The 21,987-nt window shown below is 39.1% G+C and carries 16 protein-coding genes; 6 read left to right on the top strand and 10 right to left on the bottom strand.

What is annotated here, in order from left to right; genetic code table 11:
- Window positions 1-3 precede the first annotated feature (3 nt).
- Window positions 4-1,992: a DNA sulfur modification protein DndD gene (gene dndD, locus H6G69_RS09280; RefSeq protein ID WP_190684954.1), complete on the bottom strand. Its 1,989-nt coding sequence runs from the start codon at window positions 1,990-1,992 to the stop codon at window positions 4-6.
- A 182-nt stretch (window positions 1,993-2,174) separates the two neighbouring features.
- On the opposite strand from dndD, the gene H6G69_RS09275 reads away from it, so the two are divergent.
- On the top strand, window positions 2,175-3,776 hold the full coding sequence (locus H6G69_RS09275; protein WP_190684952.1) for a B12-binding domain-containing radical SAM protein: 1,602 nt from the start codon (window positions 2,175-2,177) through the stop codon (window positions 3,774-3,776).
- An 18-nt stretch (window positions 3,777-3,794) separates the two neighbouring features.
- Here H6G69_RS09275 and dndC read toward each other — a convergent pair whose 3' ends face one another.
- Window positions 3,795-5,441, bottom strand: coding sequence for a DNA phosphorothioation system sulfurtransferase DndC (gene dndC, locus H6G69_RS09270; RefSeq protein ID WP_190684949.1), 1,647 nt, complete (start codon window positions 5,439-5,441; stop codon window positions 3,795-3,797).
- A 154-nt stretch (window positions 5,442-5,595) separates the two neighbouring features.
- Here dndC and H6G69_RS09265 point away from each other — a divergent pair, with 154 nt between their 5' ends.
- Together H6G69_RS09265 and H6G69_RS09260 are read left to right on the top strand one after the other, a co-directional pair.
- Complete coding sequence (locus H6G69_RS09265; RefSeq protein ID WP_190684946.1) at window positions 5,596-7,194, top strand: DGQHR domain-containing protein; 1,599 nt, start codon at window positions 5,596-5,598, stop codon at window positions 7,192-7,194.
- 693 nt (window positions 7,195-7,887) lie between these two features.
- Window positions 7,888-8,517, top strand: coding sequence for a response regulator transcription factor (locus H6G69_RS09260; RefSeq protein ID WP_190684942.1), 630 nt, complete (start codon window positions 7,888-7,890; stop codon window positions 8,515-8,517).
- A gap of 260 nt (window positions 8,518-8,777) precedes the next feature.
- On the opposite strand, the gene H6G69_RS09255 is transcribed toward H6G69_RS09260, so the two are convergent.
- The 6 genes from H6G69_RS09255 to H6G69_RS09230 all read right to left on the bottom strand — a co-directional run bounded on the left by H6G69_RS09255 (window position 8,778) and on the right by H6G69_RS09230 (window position 15,863).
- Complete coding sequence (locus H6G69_RS09255; protein WP_190684939.1) at window positions 8,778-9,464, bottom strand: PHP domain-containing protein; 687 nt, start codon at window positions 9,462-9,464, stop codon at window positions 8,778-8,780.
- A gap of 471 nt (window positions 9,465-9,935) precedes the next feature.
- Window positions 9,936-10,961, bottom strand: a complete 1,026-nt coding sequence (gene purM / locus H6G69_RS09250) for a phosphoribosylformylglycinamidine cyclo-ligase (RefSeq protein ID WP_190684936.1) — start codon at window positions 10,959-10,961, stop codon at window positions 9,936-9,938.
- An 83-nt stretch (window positions 10,962-11,044) separates the two neighbouring features.
- Window positions 11,045-11,251 carry a hypothetical protein gene (locus H6G69_RS09245; RefSeq protein WP_190684933.1) on the bottom strand — a complete coding sequence of 69 codons (207 nt, stop codon included), beginning with the start codon at window positions 11,249-11,251 and terminating at the stop codon, window positions 11,045-11,047.
- Between the two features lie 307 nt (window positions 11,252-11,558).
- Window positions 11,559-12,161, bottom strand: coding sequence for a superoxide dismutase (locus tag H6G69_RS09240; RefSeq protein WP_190684930.1), 603 nt, complete (start codon window positions 12,159-12,161; stop codon window positions 11,559-11,561).
- Window positions 12,162-12,864: 703 nt separating this feature from the next.
- A complete protein-coding gene (locus H6G69_RS09235; protein WP_190684928.1) occupies window positions 12,865-14,469 on the bottom strand; it encodes a bifunctional pantoate--beta-alanine ligase/(d)CMP kinase in 1,605 nt (534 codons plus the stop codon).
- Window positions 14,470-14,750: 281 nt separating this feature from the next.
- Window positions 14,751-15,863 (bottom strand): septal ring lytic transglycosylase RlpA family protein, encoded by a 1,113-nt coding sequence (locus tag H6G69_RS09230; protein WP_190684924.1) that lies wholly within the window; start codon window positions 15,861-15,863, stop codon window positions 14,751-14,753.
- Between the two features lie 822 nt (window positions 15,864-16,685).
- Here H6G69_RS09230 and glsA point away from each other — a divergent pair.
- From glsA to H6G69_RS09215, 3 genes are all read left to right on the top strand, one after another.
- Complete coding sequence (glsA, locus tag H6G69_RS09225; RefSeq protein WP_190685349.1) at window positions 16,686-17,666, top strand: glutaminase A; 981 nt, start codon at window positions 16,686-16,688, stop codon at window positions 17,664-17,666.
- 160 nt (window positions 17,667-17,826) lie between these two features.
- Window positions 17,827-18,774, top strand: coding sequence for a UV DNA damage repair endonuclease UvsE (gene uvsE, locus H6G69_RS09220; protein ID WP_190684921.1), 948 nt, complete (start codon window positions 17,827-17,829; stop codon window positions 18,772-18,774).
- A 96-nt stretch (window positions 18,775-18,870) separates the two neighbouring features.
- Window positions 18,871-20,469 (top strand): Hsp70 family protein, encoded by a 1,599-nt coding sequence (locus H6G69_RS09215; RefSeq protein WP_190684918.1) that lies wholly within the window; start codon window positions 18,871-18,873, stop codon window positions 20,467-20,469.
- A 102-nt stretch (window positions 20,470-20,571) separates the two neighbouring features.
- On the opposite strand, the gene H6G69_RS09210 is transcribed toward H6G69_RS09215, so the two are convergent.
- Both H6G69_RS09210 and H6G69_RS09205 read right to left on the bottom strand, forming a co-directional pair.
- Entirely contained in the window at window positions 20,572-20,979 is a 408-nt protein-coding gene (locus H6G69_RS09210; RefSeq protein WP_242072017.1) for a hypothetical protein, read from the bottom strand.
- On the bottom strand, window positions 20,972-21,889 hold the full coding sequence (locus H6G69_RS09205; protein WP_190684915.1) for a DNA adenine methylase: 918 nt from the start codon (window positions 21,887-21,889) through the stop codon (window positions 20,972-20,974). Before H6G69_RS09205 ends, H6G69_RS09210 begins: the two co-directional genes overlap by 8 nt.
- Between the last annotated feature and the right edge of the window lie 98 nt (window positions 21,890-21,987).

Genomic DNA, 21,987 nt, shown 5'->3' with positions numbered 1-21,987 from the left:
TCTCTACCAAAAGTATTGATTTTCCATCACTGTAGTTTGGCGGGTAGATGAGTCGTATTTGAGGAGATATTCACGAGCGATCGCTTCATTGTTCCGCAGGGTTTCGACTTCTTTTTTACCAATTTCCGTATCAGTAGAAAGCAGAATTACCTGATGGCTGGCGGCGGGGAAGTATTTTTCTACTAGGTTTTGGCGGTGGGAAGAGTCGAGTCTGCCGAGGGGCGTGTCAATGGCGACTGGTAAGCGCAAGCCAGAGACTTTGGCTAGTCCCCAGAGGAATGCGATCGCAAGTAACTGCTTTTCCCCAGCCGACAGGCGATGTTTCGGGACTTGTTTACCATCAAAATCGAACAGTGATAAAGCAAAGGTCTTCGTATCAATAGCAATGCGAAATACTAAATCAGATTTATGCAGTAAATAAAGGAAACAATTCTTTACCTCTTCCTCTAATTTATTTAGCTTCCTCAGCGTTAATTTTTCTCGAAACATTTTCAGCGTTTCTTGCACTTTAGAAGCTGAAGTAATAATATGTTCTCTATTTTTATGTTTTATACTTTTGTCAGTATAATCGTTTAATTCTTTTTTAGTTATTTCAATTGCATCTGTTAACGCTGCTAATTTCTGCCTTGTTGTTTCATACTTGGCTTTAGCTTGCACAACTTCTTTTTGGGAATCTTCTACAGCATCACGCAACTTTTTATAAGCTTCTGGTTCTGCTGCTGTCTGCACTTGTCTTTCTAATGTAATAATTTCTTCTTCCAGATTTTTCAGATTAACTAAATGCTGTTTTGCAGTATTACACGCACTTTTTAAGTGATATCTCACATTATCTAATTGACTCAAGCTTTCCTCATCAGCTAATAACCAAGGTGCTTCAGATTGGAGTGAACTTGCATATAAACTATCGACATCTTCAGCTAAGAAGGCTTGAATTTTATCAACTTGTTCAGCCGCAATAGTTAACTGAGTTATCCATTCAAGTAAGCGTTTATCTCGCTCAATTAAAACATCTCTGGCAAGTTGCACCTGTTGATTACGAAATTCACTTGCACCCTGGGTTTGTACTTGACTCAATAAATTAGGAATTAACGCTAAAGGTAAAATTTCAGCAGCCAATTCACACAACGACTGTCGAATTGCTTCTAATGCAGCAGCTTTTTCCTTTTGTTTATCTTCTAACTGACTGCGTTCGGCGGCAATTTTACCACCTTCAGATACAAATTTATCTAAAGCTTCTCGCTGGATAGTTTCTAATGATTCAACTTGATTTTTTAAATTAGCTAACTCTTGTTCTGTTACTTGATAATCTTCTTGCTGTTGTAATAACTTTTTTTCAATATCTTCGAGATTCGCTAAATCTTTAGTATCAGCCATCTCCTTACGCTTGCGGGTGATTAAAACATCCAAATCAACGGCTAATTTATCAGCCAATTCCAGCCCTAACAGCCCACGAATAGCTTCCACAACAATTGGTGGTGGTGTTTCTTGTTCTGCTAGTTCTTTTACCTGTTCACCATCAAATAAAAATAAATTAGAAATTCCTAAAGGCAGTAAATTTTCTATATAGTCATCCCAGATACTTATCAGATAATCAACAGGCCAAGTATCATCATCGCCTAAAATTCCCAAAGCATCTTTGCCATCTTTAGGATTTTTCTCCCAAGTTCTCACAATTCTATATTTTACTGGCTGATCATCTTCAATATGCTCAAAAAGTAACTCAATCCGGGTCTTTTCAGCAGGAGTAGCTTTACTATTAACACATTGATTTAAAAAATCACTATAGCTCAAATTACCGCGCGTCGAACATTGAGCGCGTTGTCCATATAATGCCAGCCGAATTGCATCCATAAGAGTAGTTTTTCCGCCGCCATTCATCCCACCTAATAAAAGAATCGGGTGGGGATTTTCCGCAATTCTTGGGTCAAGATTAATTACTTGTCTGCCAGAATAAGGGCCAAAATTTTGTAATACGAGTTCTAAAAATATCATTTGTCTTTATCAATAAAAGGCTAGATGGGTTGTCAGAATATTCCTTGTTAATATACTCATCTCCTTATTCCGCTTTGCTCGTCGAGTTTCTTACTAAAATCATAACAAAACTTAATATTTTGCTAGCAATCTTTGATTAACGTTAAGAAGTAGTGCAATTTTACACTCCGGGGTGTGTGCTAATGAAAGCTTTACTACTCTGGCCAATAATGCCTAATTCTTTCTGGTCTTATCAAGAAACGCTTGATTTAGCGGGTTTACGTGCTACTAATCCACCGTTGGGTTTAATTACAGTTGCTGCGATGCTACCTAGTGACTGGGAACTCAGATTAGTAGATCGAAATGTTCGCGTAGAGACAAAAGCAGACTGGGAATGGTGTGATTTAGTCATTATCTCTGCAATGATTATCCAGAAAAAAGACTTATGGGAGTTAATTCAGAAAGGCGTAGCTTTAGGTAAAAAAGTAGCCGTGGGAGGCCCTTTTGCCACATCAGTACCCGAATTTGTGTTGGAAGCAGGAGCGCATTATTTAATCTTGGATGAAGGAGAATGTACCATTCCCTTATTTTTAGAAGCCTTAGAACGGGGAGAAGAACGAGGAATTTTTCGCGCTACAGAAAAACCAGATGTGACTCAAACACCTGTTCCTCGGTTTGATTTGCTAGATTTGGATGCTTATTTAGCCGTGACGCTACAATTTTCGCGGGGCTGTCCTTTTCAATGTGAATTTTGTGACATCATCAATTTATTTGGACGCAAGCCGCGAACAAAAACACCAGAACAAATGCTGGCAGAAATGGAAGTTTTATATCAAATGGGTTGGCGACGATTGATATTTGTTGTAGACGACAATTTCATCGGCAATAAACGTAATGCAAAAGTATTTTTAAAAGTGTTAATTCCTTGGATGCAAGAACGCAAATATCCGTTCATGTTACTTACAGAAGCATCTTTGAATTTAGCAGAAGATGATGAATTAATTGACTTGATGGTGCAAGCTGGTTTCAGGATGGTATTTATGGGAATTGAAACACCAGATGTAGAAAGTTTAGCAGTAGCCAATAAAGAACAAAATACCCGCCAGTCTTTGGTAGAATCTTGCGCTAAAATTAGCAGTGCTGGCATTCAAATTATGTCTGGATTTATTATCGGTTTTGATGGCGAAAAAAAAGGTGCAGGACAAAGAATTCAACAATTTGTGGAAGAGACAGCTATACCCCAAGCACATTTGGGATTACTTCAAGCATTACATAATACAGCTATGTGGACTCGTCTCAAGCAAGAAGGAAGATTAAAAGAAGGGTTAATGGATTTTATGGGTTCTCAAAAAGCCCTGATGAACTTTGTGCCTACTCGCCCCTTAGAAGAAATTATTCAGGAGTATATTGATACTTTCTGGAGTTTATATGAGCCAATGTCATATTTGCAGCGTACTTTCCGGCACTTTAATTTGATGCATGGAAAAATTCCTCAAGGTAAACGTCCTTTAACTTGGTATGAATTACGTTTATTCGCAGTAATAGTTTGGCGACAGGGTATTGTACGTTCAACTCGTTGGCATTTTTGGTGGCAATTGTTAGCGATAGCTCTCCAAAAACCACATTTATTATATGACTATTTTGTAGCACTGAGTTTAGGTGAACACCTGTTTACCTTCCGTCATGAAGTAAAAGCTCAACTAGAAGAACAATTGGAAGCTTTAAAACAACAACAGGAATTGCAAGTCAAAGAAGACTTGGTACTCATCCAGGGGAAATGCACTTTATCTTCTAACAAAAACTAATAATGATGACCAGCCAGTTTAAGCTTTTGTCTGTTTCTTTTTAAATTTCATATTTGACCAAGTTTTTGCATTGTCAGCAGATTTTGATGTATTTTGTGTATCGGGTTGACTTGGTTGTTCATTCGGGGCGGAAAAATCGGCTAGAGTTAGTTGCTTAACTTTTTCAATATCACCTTGTTCCACTGCCGTTTTCAAATCTCGTTTTAAATGAGCATTTCTCACCGCTTCATCTTTAGAACGAGAACTAGTAGCAAAACATTTTTCTAAGCTTTCATAAATCCCTATACGACGCGACATTTTGCGAAATTGACGTTCTGTATCTAAAAGTTTCGCCATCAGTTCTAAGTGCATTTCATCATCTTCACAAATTTCTTCTAACACAGACCATTCATCGCTACCTAATAAGCTAAGGTCTGCACCTGGACGCGGATCTTTAAATTCCTCACCCGTCACTTCTTGATAAATGCGGGGTAAGCTGTCATCAAACTCGTGTTTTTCTTCTAACCAAATGCGACGAATTTCGCTCAATTCTTCCAGAGAAATTAGGTGAATATCGCGCATATTTTCTGGTGCTGTTTGACGGATTTTTGTTTGCGCTTCTAATAAACGTCTTAATAAATGTTCCCGCCACGATTTAACGTAAGGGCCTGGTATTGGTTCAATAGAAATTTCTCCATCTAAATTACGTTCAAATAGTTGAACTTCTCCCCAAATGCGCCGAAAATCGCGTTTTTCACGGTCATTATCAATATCTAATTCCTCTAAACGAATATCAATTAAAGGTTGTAACCATTCTTTTTCTTCATCGTTTTGAATCATGGCTTGCATTGACCTATCACTATTAACTAGTGTGCAAACCCAGCAGCCAAAACGAGAACTACCACAACTAGGAGTAGAAGTATCAACAACTAAAGGACATTCATTATCAGCTGTTGCACCTCGATACATAGCAAATAAATCCTTATTGCTGTATCCCCAAGGGTTTTCCCATTGCATTAAATACAGCCAAACTTCATCAGTACGCCAATCTTCTATAGGAGTATAAAGTAATGAGTTAACAAGGCTAGGATTAGGGCTAAGCCGTTCTCTGACTCGACCAATTTCACGTTTAGCCATGATAGCAGCACGATTGGTACTTTCAGTTTTACGAGTTCCTAATACAACAATTGTTTCTCCACTAGCCCGAATAACGTTACGAATAAAAAGGTTAGATGGTTCAATTTTCAACCTTTCAGTACACCAGCGAAATTTATGACGTGGTGCTGGGTAGCCTTTGCCAATTAAACCTACCCAGTATGTTTGTTTAACTTCTGGTTGTAATAAATGCGGTTGTACTGGCATTTGTTGTTCGTGCGCTGCTATTTTCATTTGCTTTAGTGAGTTGCGTACCCAAGCAGCTACATAAGGATTTTCTACACCTGTATCAGTAGTAATGACATGAATAGACTTAGTTCGCTTTTCCAGTGGAAGTCCCGATATTGCATTCCAAATCAGCTGTAAAGTCGCTGTGCTGTCTTTACCGCCCGAATAACCAACAACCCAAGGTATGGCATCCAAACAATACAATTCTTGAATTTCAGTGGTCAGAGCTTGGATATACTCTACCAACTCTGCTACAGTACGTGTTTGCTGACCTTTATTTTCTGGTTGTTGTGCTTCAGTCATTGCTTCCTACCTCTGGACACTTGGGCATTACCGCTTGTTTACTCCAGTGTATGGAATGCTCGGCTTCCCAAAAAGTTTTTAAAAACTGATTTATTAGTATCTAACTTTTTGGACAATATAGCTAGGTTACAAGACTAAGTTTTTAAAAATTAATATGAGTGACATTGCATCTAACCTCACTACTGATATTGCGAAAGAGTACCTGGAGAGAGACAACAAGGATAAACAGGTACTAGCTTTACTTCTAGAAAAATTTTTAGAGAAAAAAGACCAAATTCTGGTACAGAAAACGGAAATGGGCGGTAGTGAAGCCTATATTGGTTCCGTGACTTTGGAATGGTTTGCTAGTCGAGTTCATTTTGCTTCTGGTTTACCTCTGTTGCAAAAAAAATATAATCCAGAGACTGATAATATCGAAATCGATGCAGATAGTATTGATGAAATTCAACAACGTCCTATTGACTGGTCACGTCAAGCACCTCTAGTTCAGTATTTAGCTGCGAGGAAAAATCATAAGTTTCCCCCAGTTCTAGTAGTAATTAATCAGCCTTGGGTAGATAACTTAAAAGCTTCTGAGTGGGACAGTGAAGAACGGGCTAAAAAATCTACTACTGATTTTACACCTTTAGATAAAGATGGTAAGGTCGGCTTACTCAATGTTTCTGAAGAAAATGTGACCATTTATGCACTAGATGGTCAACATCGGCTAATGGGAGTTCAGGGTTTAATTGAGTTAATTAAAACTGGCAAACTCCAGCGATATAAAAAGGATAAAACTGCTGATGATAGTTTTATTACTATCTCAGATTTAACAGGGCAGTATCAAGTAGATCCTGCTTATTTACAAAGCCTACCTAAAGAAAAAATTGGCATTGAATTTATTTGTGCTGTTAATTCTGGTGAAACTCGTAACGAAGCTAGAAGAAGGGTAAGGTCGATTTTTGTCCATGTTAACTTGATGGCTGCACCTTTAACTAAAGGTCAGTTAGCACAGTTAAATGAAGATGATGGTTTTTCGATTGTGGCGCGAAAAATAGCAGTAACTCATCCACTTTTAGAACAGCGTCAAAACAGAAACCCGCGTGTTAATTGGAATAGTGCAACTGTAGCCACAAATTCTACAGTTTTGACGACATTACAAGCTTTACAAGATATGTCTGAACGATATCTAGGTCAAAAATTCCCTCACTGGAAACCATTAGAAAAAGGTTTGATTCCGATGCGTCCAGAAGACGAAGAAATTGAGCAGGGAATTGCTGAATTTAAAAAGCTGTTTGATAACTTGGCTAATTTGCCTAGTTACAAGATTTTAGAACATGAAGATACACCAGTTTTGCGAAGATTTAGTTTTGAAAAAGGTGGTGGTGAAGCAAATATACTTTTCCGTCCTGTAGCGCAAGTTGCTATAGCTCAAGCTTTGGGATTTTTGGTGTTTAAAAAAGGTGTTTCTCTAACTAGTATTTTCAAGAAATTGAAAAAGTTTGACCAACAAGGCGGCTTTACGGGGATGGAATATCCTCAGTCTCTTTGGTATGGGATTTTATATGACCCGAATAAAAAACGTGTGCAAGTTTCTGGAAAAGAATTAGCAGCTAAGTTATTAATTTACATTTTGGGTGGAATTGAAGATTCAATGGAACGTGCTGAACTTCGCAAGGCTTTAGCTAATGCTAGAACTGTGGAAAATAAAACAATTGGTTTTGATGGTGAATTTGTGGAACTCAAAGAAGTAGGACTTCCAGCTATTTTATAATTGATATAGTAATTACACTTACATATTATCTTTGCGTGTAGATAAAGTAAGAGTATTGATGATTTATCTAGCGATCGCATTTGAAGTTTGACAATTGAGATATTCATTTACCGGACTTTTCAAATAAGTCCATTTTTTTTACAAAAAATTCATAAACTAACCTTCAAAATTTTTATATTGAGAACTACTAAATGATAAGTGATTTAGTTTTTTCTTTTAATTAAAATTTTTACAATTAACAAACATCTATCTTTAGATATATTTTTAGAATAGTCTTATATAGGACTCATGTTTTATTTATGAAAAAATCAGTATACCCAGATCAATCCTTTTTCCTCTTTCCCATTCCCCCAACTCTACTCCCTAACTCCACAACTAGATTCAGAAATTAAACCGGATTCTTATACCCTATACCCTTTTAAGCTTACACCCAGCTTCACCAGAAAATATTGGTGCATAAGTTCAATAGCAATATCTCTATAAACGAAGTATTAAGCCAACTAATTTTTGATAACCCAGCAAGATTGATATATGCAATCACTAGCGAAGTTTAGATTAATAGAGTTAACTAAAGCATACTTATATTTACCGAATTATTACTGATTAATTGGAGATGATATTCAATCTCATCATACAGATTTAGCCTGAGCAAAAATAGCAATTTTAGTATGAATATACTGAGAGCAAACTATTATGAGCCAATCCAATGTTATTCGCATTTTAATTGCTGAAGATCATCCTCTGTTAGGGCAAGCGTTAACAATGTTTCTTCAATGTGAACCCGACATGACTGTAATCGGCTGTGCTGGTGATGGACGAGAAGCCTTAGAACTTTTTCATCAACATCAGCCTGATGTAACGCTAATGGATTTGCAAATGCCGAAGATGGAAGGTGCTGATGCGATCGCAGCTATCTGTGGTAAATTCAAACAAGCCCGAATTCTTGTTTTAACTAACTTTGAGGGCGAAGAATATATTTATCGCGGATTGCGGGCTGGTGCAAAAGGCTATATTCTCAAAAAGGCTGAACCAAAAGAACTATTAGATGCAATTCGCACCGTTCATCAAGGTAAAAATTATATTCCGCCAAATATCGCAGCCAAGTTAGCAGAACGAATGGGTAAAGAAGAATTAAGCACTCGGGAATTGGAAGTGCTGCGTCTGATAGCAAAAGGTAAGAATAATCAGCAGATTAGCAGTACTCTGAATATTGCTGAAAGTACAGTCAGGTTTCATGCCAATAATATCTTTGGCAAATTAAATGTGAGCGATCGAACTCAAGCCTTAGTCACCGCACTCAATCGCGGGATTGTCAGGCTGTAGCTAACCAAAAAAAGGCAGAGGGCAGGGAAGGGAAGCAGAGGTAAAAAATATTTCTTGCCGTCTGTCACAGCAGCGTATAGGTTGCTCTAAATTTATTTATAAAAAACAAAATTTATCTATGGGGTCAATCTAAAATCGTCTGACATTATTTTTAGTTAGGCTATTTTATCTATGCAGATATCAAAAGCTTTTAAAATTTGTCGATAAGATAACCCCCTGGTTAGTTACACCAGGAGTGTTGGGCAAAAATAAATAGACATTTACAAGCGTTGTAACAAGCTTAAACCGTGAGTATCAGTACCACAGGTGTTGAAAAGACTGTATTCGCTAGCTAGCCTTTGTACTTGCTCTGATTCTTTTGCACTTGGTTTCCAAGGGTTAGGATTGTTATAAGCATAGAAAGTTTCTACACCGTCAATGCCTTGTTCAGCCGCAGCTGTAATTAAGTCAAAGTGCGATCGCTTGTAACGTGCGGGATGGGCTAAAACTGCTAATCCGCCAGCTTCATGAATCGCCGCAATCACATTGACAGCCTCATACTCCCAACCTGTTACCACTTTTCTTTGCAAGTAAGGTTTCATGCTAGAGTTTTGTGGCTCAAAGGCATAAGCTAAAATATGAACTTCAGTATCTAACAAGTTGGCATTAATTTCTGTCCCACTCCACAAATAAGGAGTACGCATCTCAGGATGTTGCCATTTCCAGTCTTCTAACCAAGTTTTTGCTGCTAAATAGCCACCAATACTATGATGGTCAGTAATTGCCAATCCTTCTAAGCCGATAGTAATCGCTTGTTCCATCAATGCATTCGGCTCTAATTTACCGTCTGAATAGACAGTATGCATATGAAAATTGAATAATGTCGGACAGCTTTGGACATCAATCTTCTGGAATACTTGTTTTAAAAGTTCACAAGAAGTAGATGTCCGCGCACAATTTACAACCATAATACCCTCTGCACAAATATACGCAGTTATTTAGACACCAGAAACACTTATAAATAAGAAGCACCAGCATTGATAATAGTTTTTGTAACTATTTCACTAGTCTGATTCTGCAAAATTTTTCAATATGTTAAGACTACGTTAGCAAATCTCAATGATAATGGTCATGAGTATTTTCGATAGTCTTGATAAGCTCAAGTAAAAAATATTTCTCCAATATTAATCCAGCTACTGAAGTATGTAGGGCTTGCTGAAAAAGTTCTTTGGTGGGAGTAGGGAACTCTGAACGGGCAACAGGGAACAGTTTCACTCATATTTTGGAAAATTTTTTGGTTTCCCATGAATTCTTTTCCCTACACCCCACACCGCGCCCCAACGGGGCTTGGTCAGAATTTAAGAGTAATTCAAGATGATTATTCTATTGTGTTCGAGAAGAATTTGCGGAAATTTTCTCACATTCTGACTCCTAAATACTTACAATAATCCTTTTAATGTACCTTCGCCTGGAATCACCTCACCAATTGCAAAAGCAGGAATATTTTGCGCTGCAAAAAAGGTAATAGCTTTTTCTACTTGGTGGGATGGTAGTAAAACTACAAATCCTACACCCATATTGAAGGTATTAAACATAGCTTCATCACTAACACCGCCTGCTTCAGCTAACCATTGAAATGCAGGTGGAATAGTCCAATTGTTGGGGTTAATTTGAATAGCTTGATTTTTTCCTAAACACCTAGGTAAATTTTCTGGTAAGCCACCGCCTGTAATATGGGCCATGCCATGAATTTCTAAACCAGCTTGACGTGCTGCAAGAACTGGTTTGACATAAATGCGTGTGGGTTTGAGGAAAACTTCACCGATAGTTTCTCCACCCAATAATTCTGGCTGATCTTGCCATGAAAAACCGCTATCGTTGATAATTTTTCTGACTAAGCTTAAACCATTACTATGTACCCCGGCACTAGCTAGAGCAATTGCTACATCCCCAATTTGGACTTGGGAACCATCTAGCATTTGACTTTTTTCCACAATTCCTACACAAAACCCAGCTAAGTCATACTCGCCTATTTGGTAAAAACCGGGCATTTCTGCCGTTTCTCCACCTAATAAGGCACAATTAGCTAATTTACAGCCAGCAGCTATGCCTGAAACTACCTGGGTTAATTGTTCTTTGTCTAGCTTACCTGTAGCCACATAATCTAAAAAAAACAGGGGTTCTGCACCTGAAGTCAGTACATCATTGACGCACATAGCGACTAAATCAATCCCAACAGTGTCATGGCGGTTGATAATTTGGGCGATTTTTAGCTTTGTACCTACACCATCGGTTCCCGAAACTAAAACAGGTTCTTTGTAACCTGTTGGTAGCTGAAAACAACCACCAAAACCACCTAATCCCCCCAGTACTTCTTTTCTAAAGGTGCTGTGAACCAAATTACGAATTTGATCTACAAAGGCTCTACCAGCCTCAACATCGACCCCTGCATCCCGATAATCCATAAAAGTAAATCAATAGTCAATGGTGATTAGTCAAGAGTCTATTAACTAATGACTCTTGACTATGGACTATTGATATTACCTCATTAGAAGACATCATCTTCAATTCCGCGCCACCATTCACCCAAATTCATTAAATCTTGGTGAATGTCCGCTAACTCATCAGCGTAGGTGTCTTCCGAAATGGAGTTGCGGCGTTCTTGTAATTTTTGTAGACGCAGTTGTACTAATAGCCAAGGTTTAGCAATGCTATTAGTTGCTTCGAGGTATTGGGCTAATTCTTTGCTATCCATATAATTGGGAGTGATTTTTATGATTTTTTTATGCAAAGGGATCGGGTGAGCGATCGCTTTGACGGATTTAATCCCCTATGTTTAAGATAGTTCAGCGAAGCGATCGCCACTACCGTATTCGCTAAATATTTAAGGATTCCAATAACGCCCAAAAGTGAAACCCAATGATTGTGTTTTCCCCCAAGGGCATTAATGGAAATAAAAACAGTCACGATTTACTCTCGTGACTGTTAAATATATTTTGAAAATCAAGCACTCGCTTGATCAATTTAGCAACAGATGATTTAAGTTTTTTGCTCAAATCTCATTAGGCTTTCGCCAGATTTTCGGCAACAAAATCCCAGTTGACTAAATTATCTAAGAAATTCTTAATGAATGCAGGACGCGCATTTCTAAAGTCAATGTAATAAGCGTGTTCCCAAACATCAAGGGTAAGCAATGCTTTTTTGCCATGAGCTAAGGGGTTTTCCGCGTTGGGGGTTTTGATGACTTTGAGAGTACCACCATCGTCAACTAGCCAAGCCCAACCACTACCAAACTGAGTAGCTGCAGCATTAGAGAACTCTTCTTTAAATTTGTCGTAGCTACCAAAGTCTCTGTCAATTTTGGCTGCGAGTTCGCCAGTGGGTGCGCCGCCACCACCTGGTTTCAAGCTGTTCCAAAAGAAGGTGTGGTTCCAAACTTGAGCCGCGTTGTTGAATATACCTGCTTTCGAGGAATCTTTAAAGGAAATTTGGATTACTTCTTCTAGAGACTTATCAGCAAGTTCCGTACCTTCAACCAGCTTGTTGAGGTTATCGACATAAGCTTTGTGATGCTTACCATAGTGATACTCAAAAGTTTCCGCTTTCATCCCGTATGACTCTAAAGCATCAGGCGCAAAAGGTAAGGGGGGCTGTGTAAATGCCATTTTGTGAAATCCTCTCTTTACTGTTTTTCGGACTAAAGCTATTGCCGAAGCTTAGGAAATTACAGATTTTGGGTTTAGTAGTTTTGCTGTCCTTAAAATTAAGGGAACATAAAACTTAACAAGGTCATTCTACTACCAAAGTGATGATGAAAACAAAGTACTTAATTTATAAGTAAAATCCCTATATACTGAGAATTTTAAATAAAAACAGCTAATATTTGATCCGATTAATTTTGGCGCAATTAACAAATAACAGATTGCTGCCCTGCAAATCTGATATCATGCTTGGTCTATCAGTGCTAGATGAGGAATTAATCAATCTACACCCTACTCCAGAAAACCTTGACTCATAGATAAAACAAAAAAAATGAAAATGTCTGCCTGCCAACTTCTGGAGGTAGACAAACAGCTAATACTTGAGCAAATAATTTTAATTGATTCTTGAGAAATATTTGCGGCTTCAGCTTGGCAAATATTCACCACCAAACCTTAGCTAATTCTTAACCTTAATTACTTCTATCTTCAGGAGGAGGAATTTTAATATTATTAGTCAGTCTTGAGCTAGATAAGTTATTTGTAAAAGTCTGTAAAATATTTTTTACAATGCTAATTTGAAATATAAATTGAAGTTGCCAGTGGTGGGTAAGCACTATTTTACTCACCACTATATTAGCAATCAAAAACTAACAGCCAATTTCTCTGATTACAATTGAGATAAGCGTTGATTGTAATAGCTAATAATTTGGGCGGCAACTTCTGAGGCACTCATCCCATCAGTCTGGATTTCTAGTGCATCTGCGGCTTTTTGCAAGGGCGAGACTTGGCGAGTGCTGTCTTTCCAATCGCGTTCGGCAATATCCCGTTCTAGTTGTTCTAAACTAACTTCCGGTTGACCTTGTTTTTGAAAGTCTTGCTGACGGCGGCGAGCGCGTTCGCTAACAGACGCGGTTAAAAAGATTTTCACTTCGGCATCAGGAAAAACGTGGCTACCAATGTCTCGACCTTCGGCGACTAAACCGCCTTTTTTACCCCAATCTTGCTGTTGTTGAACTAAGGCCTGACGCACTGCACTTTGGGCGGCGATCGCTGATACTTTAGATGTTACTTCCACCGTGCGAATATCTTGGGTAACATCAACATCATCAATCCACACACGCACTGGAGATTTTAAATCTTGATTTGGTGTTAACTTAATTTTACAAGTACTCGCTAATTCGGCGATCGCACACTCGTCTTCAATGGCAATACCTTTTTGTACTACTAGCCAAGTAATCGCCCGATACATAGCACCTGTATCTAAATATACCAATCCTAATTCCGCAGCTACTTGGCGAGCTACCGTAGATTTCCCGGCTCCAGCTGGCCCATCAATTGCTATGATGGGTTGGCGATCGCGCAAGATGGTATTATCAATCAAACGTGTAGAACCAAGACGAGCTGCGATCGCGAGCATTCCTTCCTCCTCGATTGTTTCTAATGACATTAAAGTAGTCGGCTCAACCAATTCAATATATTCCACTAAAACATTACTAATTGTCTTCAATTCTTGCTGTACCACTGCTATCAACTGACTGCTGTGACGCACACCAGATTTAAAGGCAGCTTCAGCTTTTTTTAAGCCACGATACAAAATCGCCGCTTGCTCTTTTTCTGCCCCACTCAAATATTGATTGCGTGAACTACACGCCAGTCCTGAAGCTTCTCGGACTGTAGGACAGGCAACAATTTCTACTGGCAAATTTAAGTCAGCCACCAGTCGTTTAATAATCGCTAGTTGCTGACCATCTTTTTGACCAAAGTAGGCTCGATCAGGCTGTACCAAGTTCAAAAGCTTGGTAACAATCGTTGCTACACCCTGAAAATGCCCTAATCGAGAACGACCACACAAACCTGATATCATAGCAGATGGGGGGATTACTTGTGTCACCAAACAGTCTTGTATATTTTTCTGCGGTACTCCCATCTCTTCCGGAGGAGGTGCAAAAATTGCATCAACTCCAGCATATTCACTTAGTTGTATATCTTGCTCTAATGTTCTTGGATAGCGTGCATAATCTTCATTAGGGCCAAATTGCAGGGGATTGACGAAAATACTGACAATCACTGTGGAATTTTCTTGTTTGGCTCGTTGAATGAGGCTTAAATGACCTTGATGCAAGCTTCCCATTGTCGGTACTAAACCGACAGCTTTTTGCTCCCAACTACTCTTTTCATCAGCAATTAGATCCTCGGCAACTTTAAGTTGGCTTTGCGAGCGAATTTTATTTAAATAGCAGCGTAAAGCTGCGACTGTTGTCAGCAGGCGCACAAAATTCCCCTAGTTCTTCTAACCCTCCCCCGTTAGTGTATATCTGAAATTGGGGGAAAAGATGCGAGAACTAGGGGAATTAGAAATTAGGTAAATTTGCCGGATGCAGTACAGAATTTGAGATTGAGATTGAGTCTAGGTCATTAATTTGCGCAAAGCACGGTCATTCTAGGGAAAACACTACGCCGAACAGCTAAGAGAATTTGAGATTTGGAATTTTAGATTGCTAATTTAGCAATCTAAAATTTGTTTTGTTATCTATCCTGCAAATTACCTAAAATTTATCGTCCCAAAACTTCGATATGCACTGGTGCAACACCACTACTCACCATGCCTAAAATTCGGGCTGCACCAGCTGATACATCAATTACGCGACCTCGAATATAGGGGCCACGGTCATTAATGCGGAGTACGACAGAACGACCATTGCGAGTGTTGGTCACTCTGACTTTTGTGCCGAGGGGCAAAGTGCGGTGAGCCGCAGTCATCGCTTCGGGATTAAATCTTTCGCCACTAGCAGTCATACTGCCGGAGCCATCATAGCCGTAGAAGGATGCCATGCCTCTAAAGGTCAGCCTGATGTTACCAACGGCAATTTGTTGTGGCAGTTTTGGTAAAGAAAAGGGTGAACGCATTGGTAAGTTAGCAATTTTGTCAATAGGAGATGCGTTACCAATGAGTCTGCGTAGGCGGTTAGTTGCTTGTAATGCGTCTTGTGCCAAATCGTTGGTGGTGTCTGCTAGGCGTGTATTTTCGTTGATTTCCACCAACTCTTGGTCTTTGATTTTGATTGTATAGCGATCGCTGGGCTGCTCTGCGGCAGAACTTTTATCTTGGGCTTGATTTGTAGTTTTGTTGTCTGCCTTCCAGCTGACCGTAATTTGTTTGGCATCCACGTTCTCTTGAATCAATTGGTTGATTCTCGCTGCTACCACACCAGCTTGTTGAACGGGATCGTTGTCATCGTTGTCAAAAGTGCCGAATTTATTTCCGGCTTCGGCGATATTTCCAGTGCTTGCTACCTTGGTTGAGTTCCTAGCAACAAGGGCGTACGACTGTTGTTGTACGCCCTGACTTTCTCCTACTACACCTTGTTTTGTTTGATTACTCGCAATTGGCTGAGAACTCACAAAGGTGAGAACTGGAATATTCCGGATGTACAGAGTTGCCGCTTGTTTACCTTTAATGCTGTGAGCATGAATGCTTGTAATTACAGCATCCGAGGCTTGTTTCTCTGCTGGGGATTGAAACTCTCCTACTTTCACTACGTCACTGCTAGATGACTTTTGAGAAACTGGATGAGTTTCCTCGGCAGCTTGAGTGCGACCCACAGAGGGAATCCCCGCAAGGGTCACAAATAGGGCGACAATAGTCCACAAATGTCTTTGGTTCATGCGTCCAATTTTAAAGCGACTGTAGAACAGCAGTTTTTTGATTAACGGAATTTTTGTGCCACAAAGAGCATTGATTTCCTCAAAATCGAACTCGTTCCGCTTTCACTTTGTTGTTCATAACTGCAACAGACTAACACGAACTTTTGGACTTGGGGATCAGGGTTTTACCGTAAGTAAGCATCATTTTTGTAAATTTAAATGGCAATCACAACGTCAAAACCTTGTTCAAATGCGGATTTGCGAGATGTAGCGTTTTTTTCGGACAATAACAGTTTCCTTAATAAAACTTAACTTTATTCTCAGATTCAAATCTGCCAGAAACTCTACCATTAACCTGATAATAACCTCGAACAAAGTGTACTTTATAGAACATATATAAATTATTAATAGTAGTGATAATTTTGCCCTATACTAGGCAATTAATCAACTATAAATATCAAATCGATTTGAGTTCTTTTAATTTTTATTATTGGCTAAAGCCTTTATTTGACAAGGGTTATACTGATAAATATTTTGGGAATTGCCATCATGAGTTATTAGACAAAACACTTTTTGCAATTCTAAACTATATGGAATTATACTTAGTTATTAATCTTTTAATGTATTTTAAATAACTCATTTTTCAGTAATAAAACAACAAAAAAACGATGTGCGATCGCAACTAATATTTTTGACAATTAAAACAAAAATAATAATGAGAAAATTAAAAAACCCTTACGAGCGTAAATCAACGAGTTTAGCAATGTAGCAAATTATACATTATAATTTTATCATTTAAAACAGTTGAGCAAGCGTTATTTTTTGGAGCAAACTATCAGCTACATGGCAAAACAGGCAAATTCAGAAGATTTAGAAAAAATGGCTTCACCATTATTATCTGTTCTCCAAGACTTGCATTCTAAGTACAAGTCTCTGCGAGAGGGTGCAGTTGCAAATTATATTCCAGAATTGGCAAAGGTAAATCCGGATTTATTTAGCATTTGTATTGTCACAGTGGATGGTCAAGCATATCAAGTCGGAGATTCGCAACAACTATTTACCATCCAGTCAATGTCAAAAGTCTTTGCTTATGGACTAGCACTAGAAGATCATGGACGGGATTATGTGTTGACCAGGGTTGGGGTAGAACCTACAGGCGATGCTTTCAACTCTATTATTTTAGATGAGCAATCGAAGCGACCCTATAACCCAATGGTAAATGCTGGGGCGATCGCTACCACCAGTTTAATTAAAGGCGCAGGTGCAACCGAACGACTCAACCGCGTCCTAGATATGTTCCGGCGCTACACAGGTCATGATGTATTTGTGGATATTTCCGTTTTTACTTCCGAACGCAGTACCGGACATCGCAACCGGGCAATGGCCCACCTAATGCTGAACTTTGGCATGATTGACCAAAATATAGAACAAGCACTAGACCTTTATTTTCAGCAGTGTGCCGTAATAGTAGACTGTCACGATTTAGCAGTCATGGCTGCGACATTGGCCAACACAGGTGTTAACCCCATCACAGGTGAGCGAGCTGTAGATCATCAATATATAAAGGATATACTCAGCGTCATGTACACCTGTGGAATGTACAATTTTGCTGGTGAATGGGCTTATACAGTAGGCATCCCCGCTAAAAGTGGAGTTTGTGGCGGAATTTTTGCAGTTGTGCCTAATCAAATGGGTATTGGCGTATTTTCCCCCCCATTAGATGCGCGTGGTAACAGCGTCCGGGGAGTGGAGGTATGTAAAGAACTGTCTCGGCAGTTGTGTTTACATATGTTTGAGTGTAAGGGTAACGCCTCGAAAGAGTAGTTTGGGTGTAACGCAGTGAAACACCCTGGTATTTCTCTCTATTAGGGTGCTGCCAATGTTTTTAAAATCAATCTTGAGAATTCATCCTCTAGAGACTTAGCAGTGAATACCCTCAGTTAGTTCAATCAAAGAAAGTACACTCCAGCAATTGAGAGAGAAAATGGCTATTATCTCATCGCCCCATCAACCTCAGCAAGAGCGATCGCTAAACACTGTTGTGCCAAACTTGGGATTAGTTTGTATCACAGCATCACCACAAGTCCGCTTTAAAACAATTACACGTACACGCTACTTAAAACTTTCTCTGCAAGAACGCCAAAGCACGCTAAAACAACTTTATGAAAAGAACTTACAGTCTTTACACGATGCTTTGTCATTTTGTCAAAATCATCAAATTCGCCTGTATCGTATGACTTCTAATTTATTCCCGATGAGCGATTTAGAAGATAAAATTGGCGCGGATATCTTAGAAAACATGAGTGCTGATTTAAGTAAAATCGGTCAACGGGCAGAAGCATTAAGAATAAGAATAGTAATCCATCCTGACCAATTTGTGGTGCTGAGTTCCGATTCGCCTGATGTTGTGCACAATAGTATCAAAATTTTATCAGACCACGCCCGCACCTTAGACTTGCTGGGTTTACCTCGTTCACCTTGGTCGTTGATGAATATTCATGGCGGTAAATCTCAACGTGCCGAAAAGTTAATCAAGGTTATTTTAGAATTGCCCCCAGCCATCAAAAATCGTTTAACGTTAGAAAACGATGAATATGCCTACAGTGCCAGTGAAATTTTAGCAGTTTGTCAGCAAGCATCCATTCCAATGGTATTTGATGCCCATCATCATATTTGTCACGAAAACTTAGATAGCTATGATGAGCCGAGTGTCGCTGCTATGTTTGAGGCGGCGAGGGCAACTTGGACAAACCCAGATTGGCAATTAGTACATATTTCTAATGGTGAGACAGCGTTTAAAGATAGAAAGCACAGTGATTTAATCACCGATATGCCTAGTATTTATCACCAAGCACCGTGGATAGAAGTGGAAGCCAAACGCAAAGAAGAAGCGATCGCCTATTTGCGTGATGCTTGGCTTGTGGGACAATAGTATTTTTGTTGAGAAAATTTTGCGCGGCAGTCGCTTGACTGTCGGCAGAGCCGCCCAACGCGCTACCATGCCTTTGCATGAAATAATTAAGAGACTATGGCGATCGCAATCGATTTTGGTACTAGCAACACAGTCATTGCCCGTTGGAATCCCGTCACCCAGCAGGCGGAAACTCTGAGTTTACCTGGTTTATCAATTCAACAAAGTCTCAATCCTCCACTGATTCCCAGCTTGGTGTATGTGGAAGACGCAGCCCAGGGTAAAGTTTTAGTAGGGCAACAAGTACGCGATCGTGGTTTGGATCTCAAAGGCGAATCTCGATTTTTCCGCAGTTTCAAGCGCGGTATCGGCGCAGAAATTCAAGGCTTTTTACCCGAATTAGACGGAGAAACCACCACCTTTGAACAAGTTGGACAATGGTTTCTCAATCAAGTCATTGCCCAACTAGCAACCTTAGAAGGTGGGTTAGATTCTCTCGTCTTAACCGTCCCCGTCGATAGTTTTGAAGCTTACCGCCACTGGTTAGGTAAAGTCTGTCAAAGCCTCCCAGTTGAACAAGTGCGGATGTTAGATGAACCCACAGCCGCCGCCTTGGGTTATGGTTTGGCTGATCAAGAAAATCTTTTAGTGATTGATTTTGGTGGCGGTACTTTAGATTTATCTTTAGTCAAGTTAGATAAAGGCGCACAAGGTAATCCTAAACCCATCGGATTTTTGCTTAAATTTGGTAATAAATCCCTAGCCGAAAATTCCAAGCAAAAAGTCAAAACTGCGCGCGTATTGGCAAAAGCTGGGCAAAATTTAGGTGGTACAGATATTGACAATTGGTTAGTTGATTATTTTGCCAAAAATCAAGGCTTGGCGGTGAGTCCATTGACAACGAGATTAGCCGAAAAAGTCAAAATTCAGCTATCAACTCAAAACCAAGCTAGTGAAGTTTATTTTGATGATGAAACATTTGCAAGTTACGAATTAAATTTAGACCGCGATAATTTAGAAAATATCCTCAAAGAACACGCATTTTTTGAGCGGCTAGATGAATCTATGACAAATCTATTGCAACAAGCACGCCGCCAAGGAATTGAACTCGCAGATATCAATGCTGTTTTGTTAGTGGGGGGAACTGTTCAACTACCAGCAGTGCAGACATGGGTAAAACAGTATTTTGCGCCAGAAAAAATTCGGTGTGAAAAGCCTTTTGAAGCGATCGCCCAAGGTGCATTACAGTTATCTCAAGGCGTGGAAATCAAAGACTTTCTCTACCACAGTTACGGGATTCGTTACTGGGATCGACGCAACCAACGCCACAGTTGGCATCCAATTATTAAATCAGGGCAAGCTTACCCGATGAATCAAGCTGTAGAGTTATTTTTAGGTGCATCTGTGGAGAATCAACCCAGTATTGAATTAATTATCGGGGAATTAGGCGCAGACACAGGCAACACCGAAGTTTATTTTGATGGTGATCGCTTAATTACCCGCCGTCTCGATAGCGGTGAAACTACTGTTAAACCTCTGAATGATAGCGCAGGTGCGAGAACCATTGCTCAACTTACTCCACCAGGATATCCGGGGAGCGATCGCGTGAAAATTCTTTTTCAAGTTGATAACCAACGCTTTTTACGCATCACCGTTGAAGACTTGCTGACGAATGACACCTTATTGGAAAATCAGCTTGTGGCACAGTTGAGTTAAACATATACAGTAAAAACTTCACACATCAATAAACCCAAACACCAAATAGATAACCTTTCGCAATTAAATGGCATTGGTTTTTTACTGGTTGATCAGTAATCATCATCTCTGTACACGATGATCAATCTGTAACTCACGCTCTTCAACTTTTTCTAAATAGATGAAGCATTTACAACCATATCTCCTGATTAATTCGTTTTTAATCTGTTTTGATAAGCCTGTTCTACCAGATAACCTAGAAAACCTTGCCTTACTAACATCTCCAAATCTGTAGGCTGCTATCTTTCTTCCATCACTTCCTGTTACACGGAAAGTTTCGAGAGGAATTCCATGTTCTCGAACATCTCTAGCTGCTCTTGGAGGATGGTTGTAACCATATCTTTCCTTCAGTTCTTCCGTTGTAATAAAACCATATTGCAAAATATGATCAATAACAGCTTTTGGCCTTTTGGCTGTTACTGACTGACAAAGTTGTATGAAATCATTAGGTAACTGCTGATAACTATCCATACATTTCCAAAAGAGTAAGCTGTCTCGCTGCTTTGCTAATATAGCTCTCTAGCTCTGAAGATTGTCCATGTAGTAGATTGGGCGACAAGTATAAAGACTCTATTGTTATTTCCTCTCTTCCCAGTAGTGTTGCTTGTGACGATCTACCTACTTCAATTTCAATCTTTTTAAGTCCTAGCTCTTTAGGTAATGGAAGACCAAAAGTTTTAGTGCCTCGCTGGCCATCATAGCTAATGGCAAACGCTACACCACGTTGATTTAAGTGTTCCAGAACTAGAACAAAATCATCAAAATTAATTCCGGAGAAATATCTTGAATCTCTATTTCCACAAACGCCCTGATATGGAGGATCTATATAGACAAAATCACTACTTTTCGCTTCTGCCAAAACTTCTCTATAATCCAGGGATGTAAACCTACATTTATCTTTTAATAAGGCAGAAACCCCTTCTATATTTTTCCTCATCTTGTCAGGCTGAGTTCCCTTTCGTCTCTTATCAGGACTTTGATTAAATAAACCATCGGAGTTATAACGAACAGATCCTTTTACACATCTAGCTAACAAGTACAAAAAAAGTTTTGGATCATTAGTCTGATTAAAATTTTCTCTAACTTTAAAGTAATGCTTGATAGAATCATGATGTTGCTCATTCCATATATTAGAATAAGCATTTATTATTTCATCTGGTCTTTCTACAATTAGCTCTAATAATTCAATAAGCGGTTTATTAATATCATTAAGCCAAAAACTTTGAGAAATATGTTTAGAAGCAACTGCTATACTAATTGCTGCTGTTCCTGCAAAAGGTTCTAAAAATCTCTCCACTTTATTAGGTAGAAAATTGAGAATAACTGATGCAAGTTTTCTCTTACTACCCTGATATTGAATTGGGTGTGGTAAGCTAACCATTCTCAATAGCAGAATAAATTAAAATAACTTATTTTAACATGAATCTAAATTATTATATAAATATGAAATATTTACTGTTACTCCTAATTACAAATTAA

It is taken from the genome of Nostoc sp. FACHB-110 (assembly GCF_014697425.1).
In the GTDB taxonomy this organism is placed as follows: domain Bacteria; phylum Cyanobacteriota; class Cyanobacteriia; order Cyanobacteriales; family Nostocaceae; genus Nostoc_B.
This window is presented reverse-complemented; position numbering and strand designations above follow the sequence as displayed.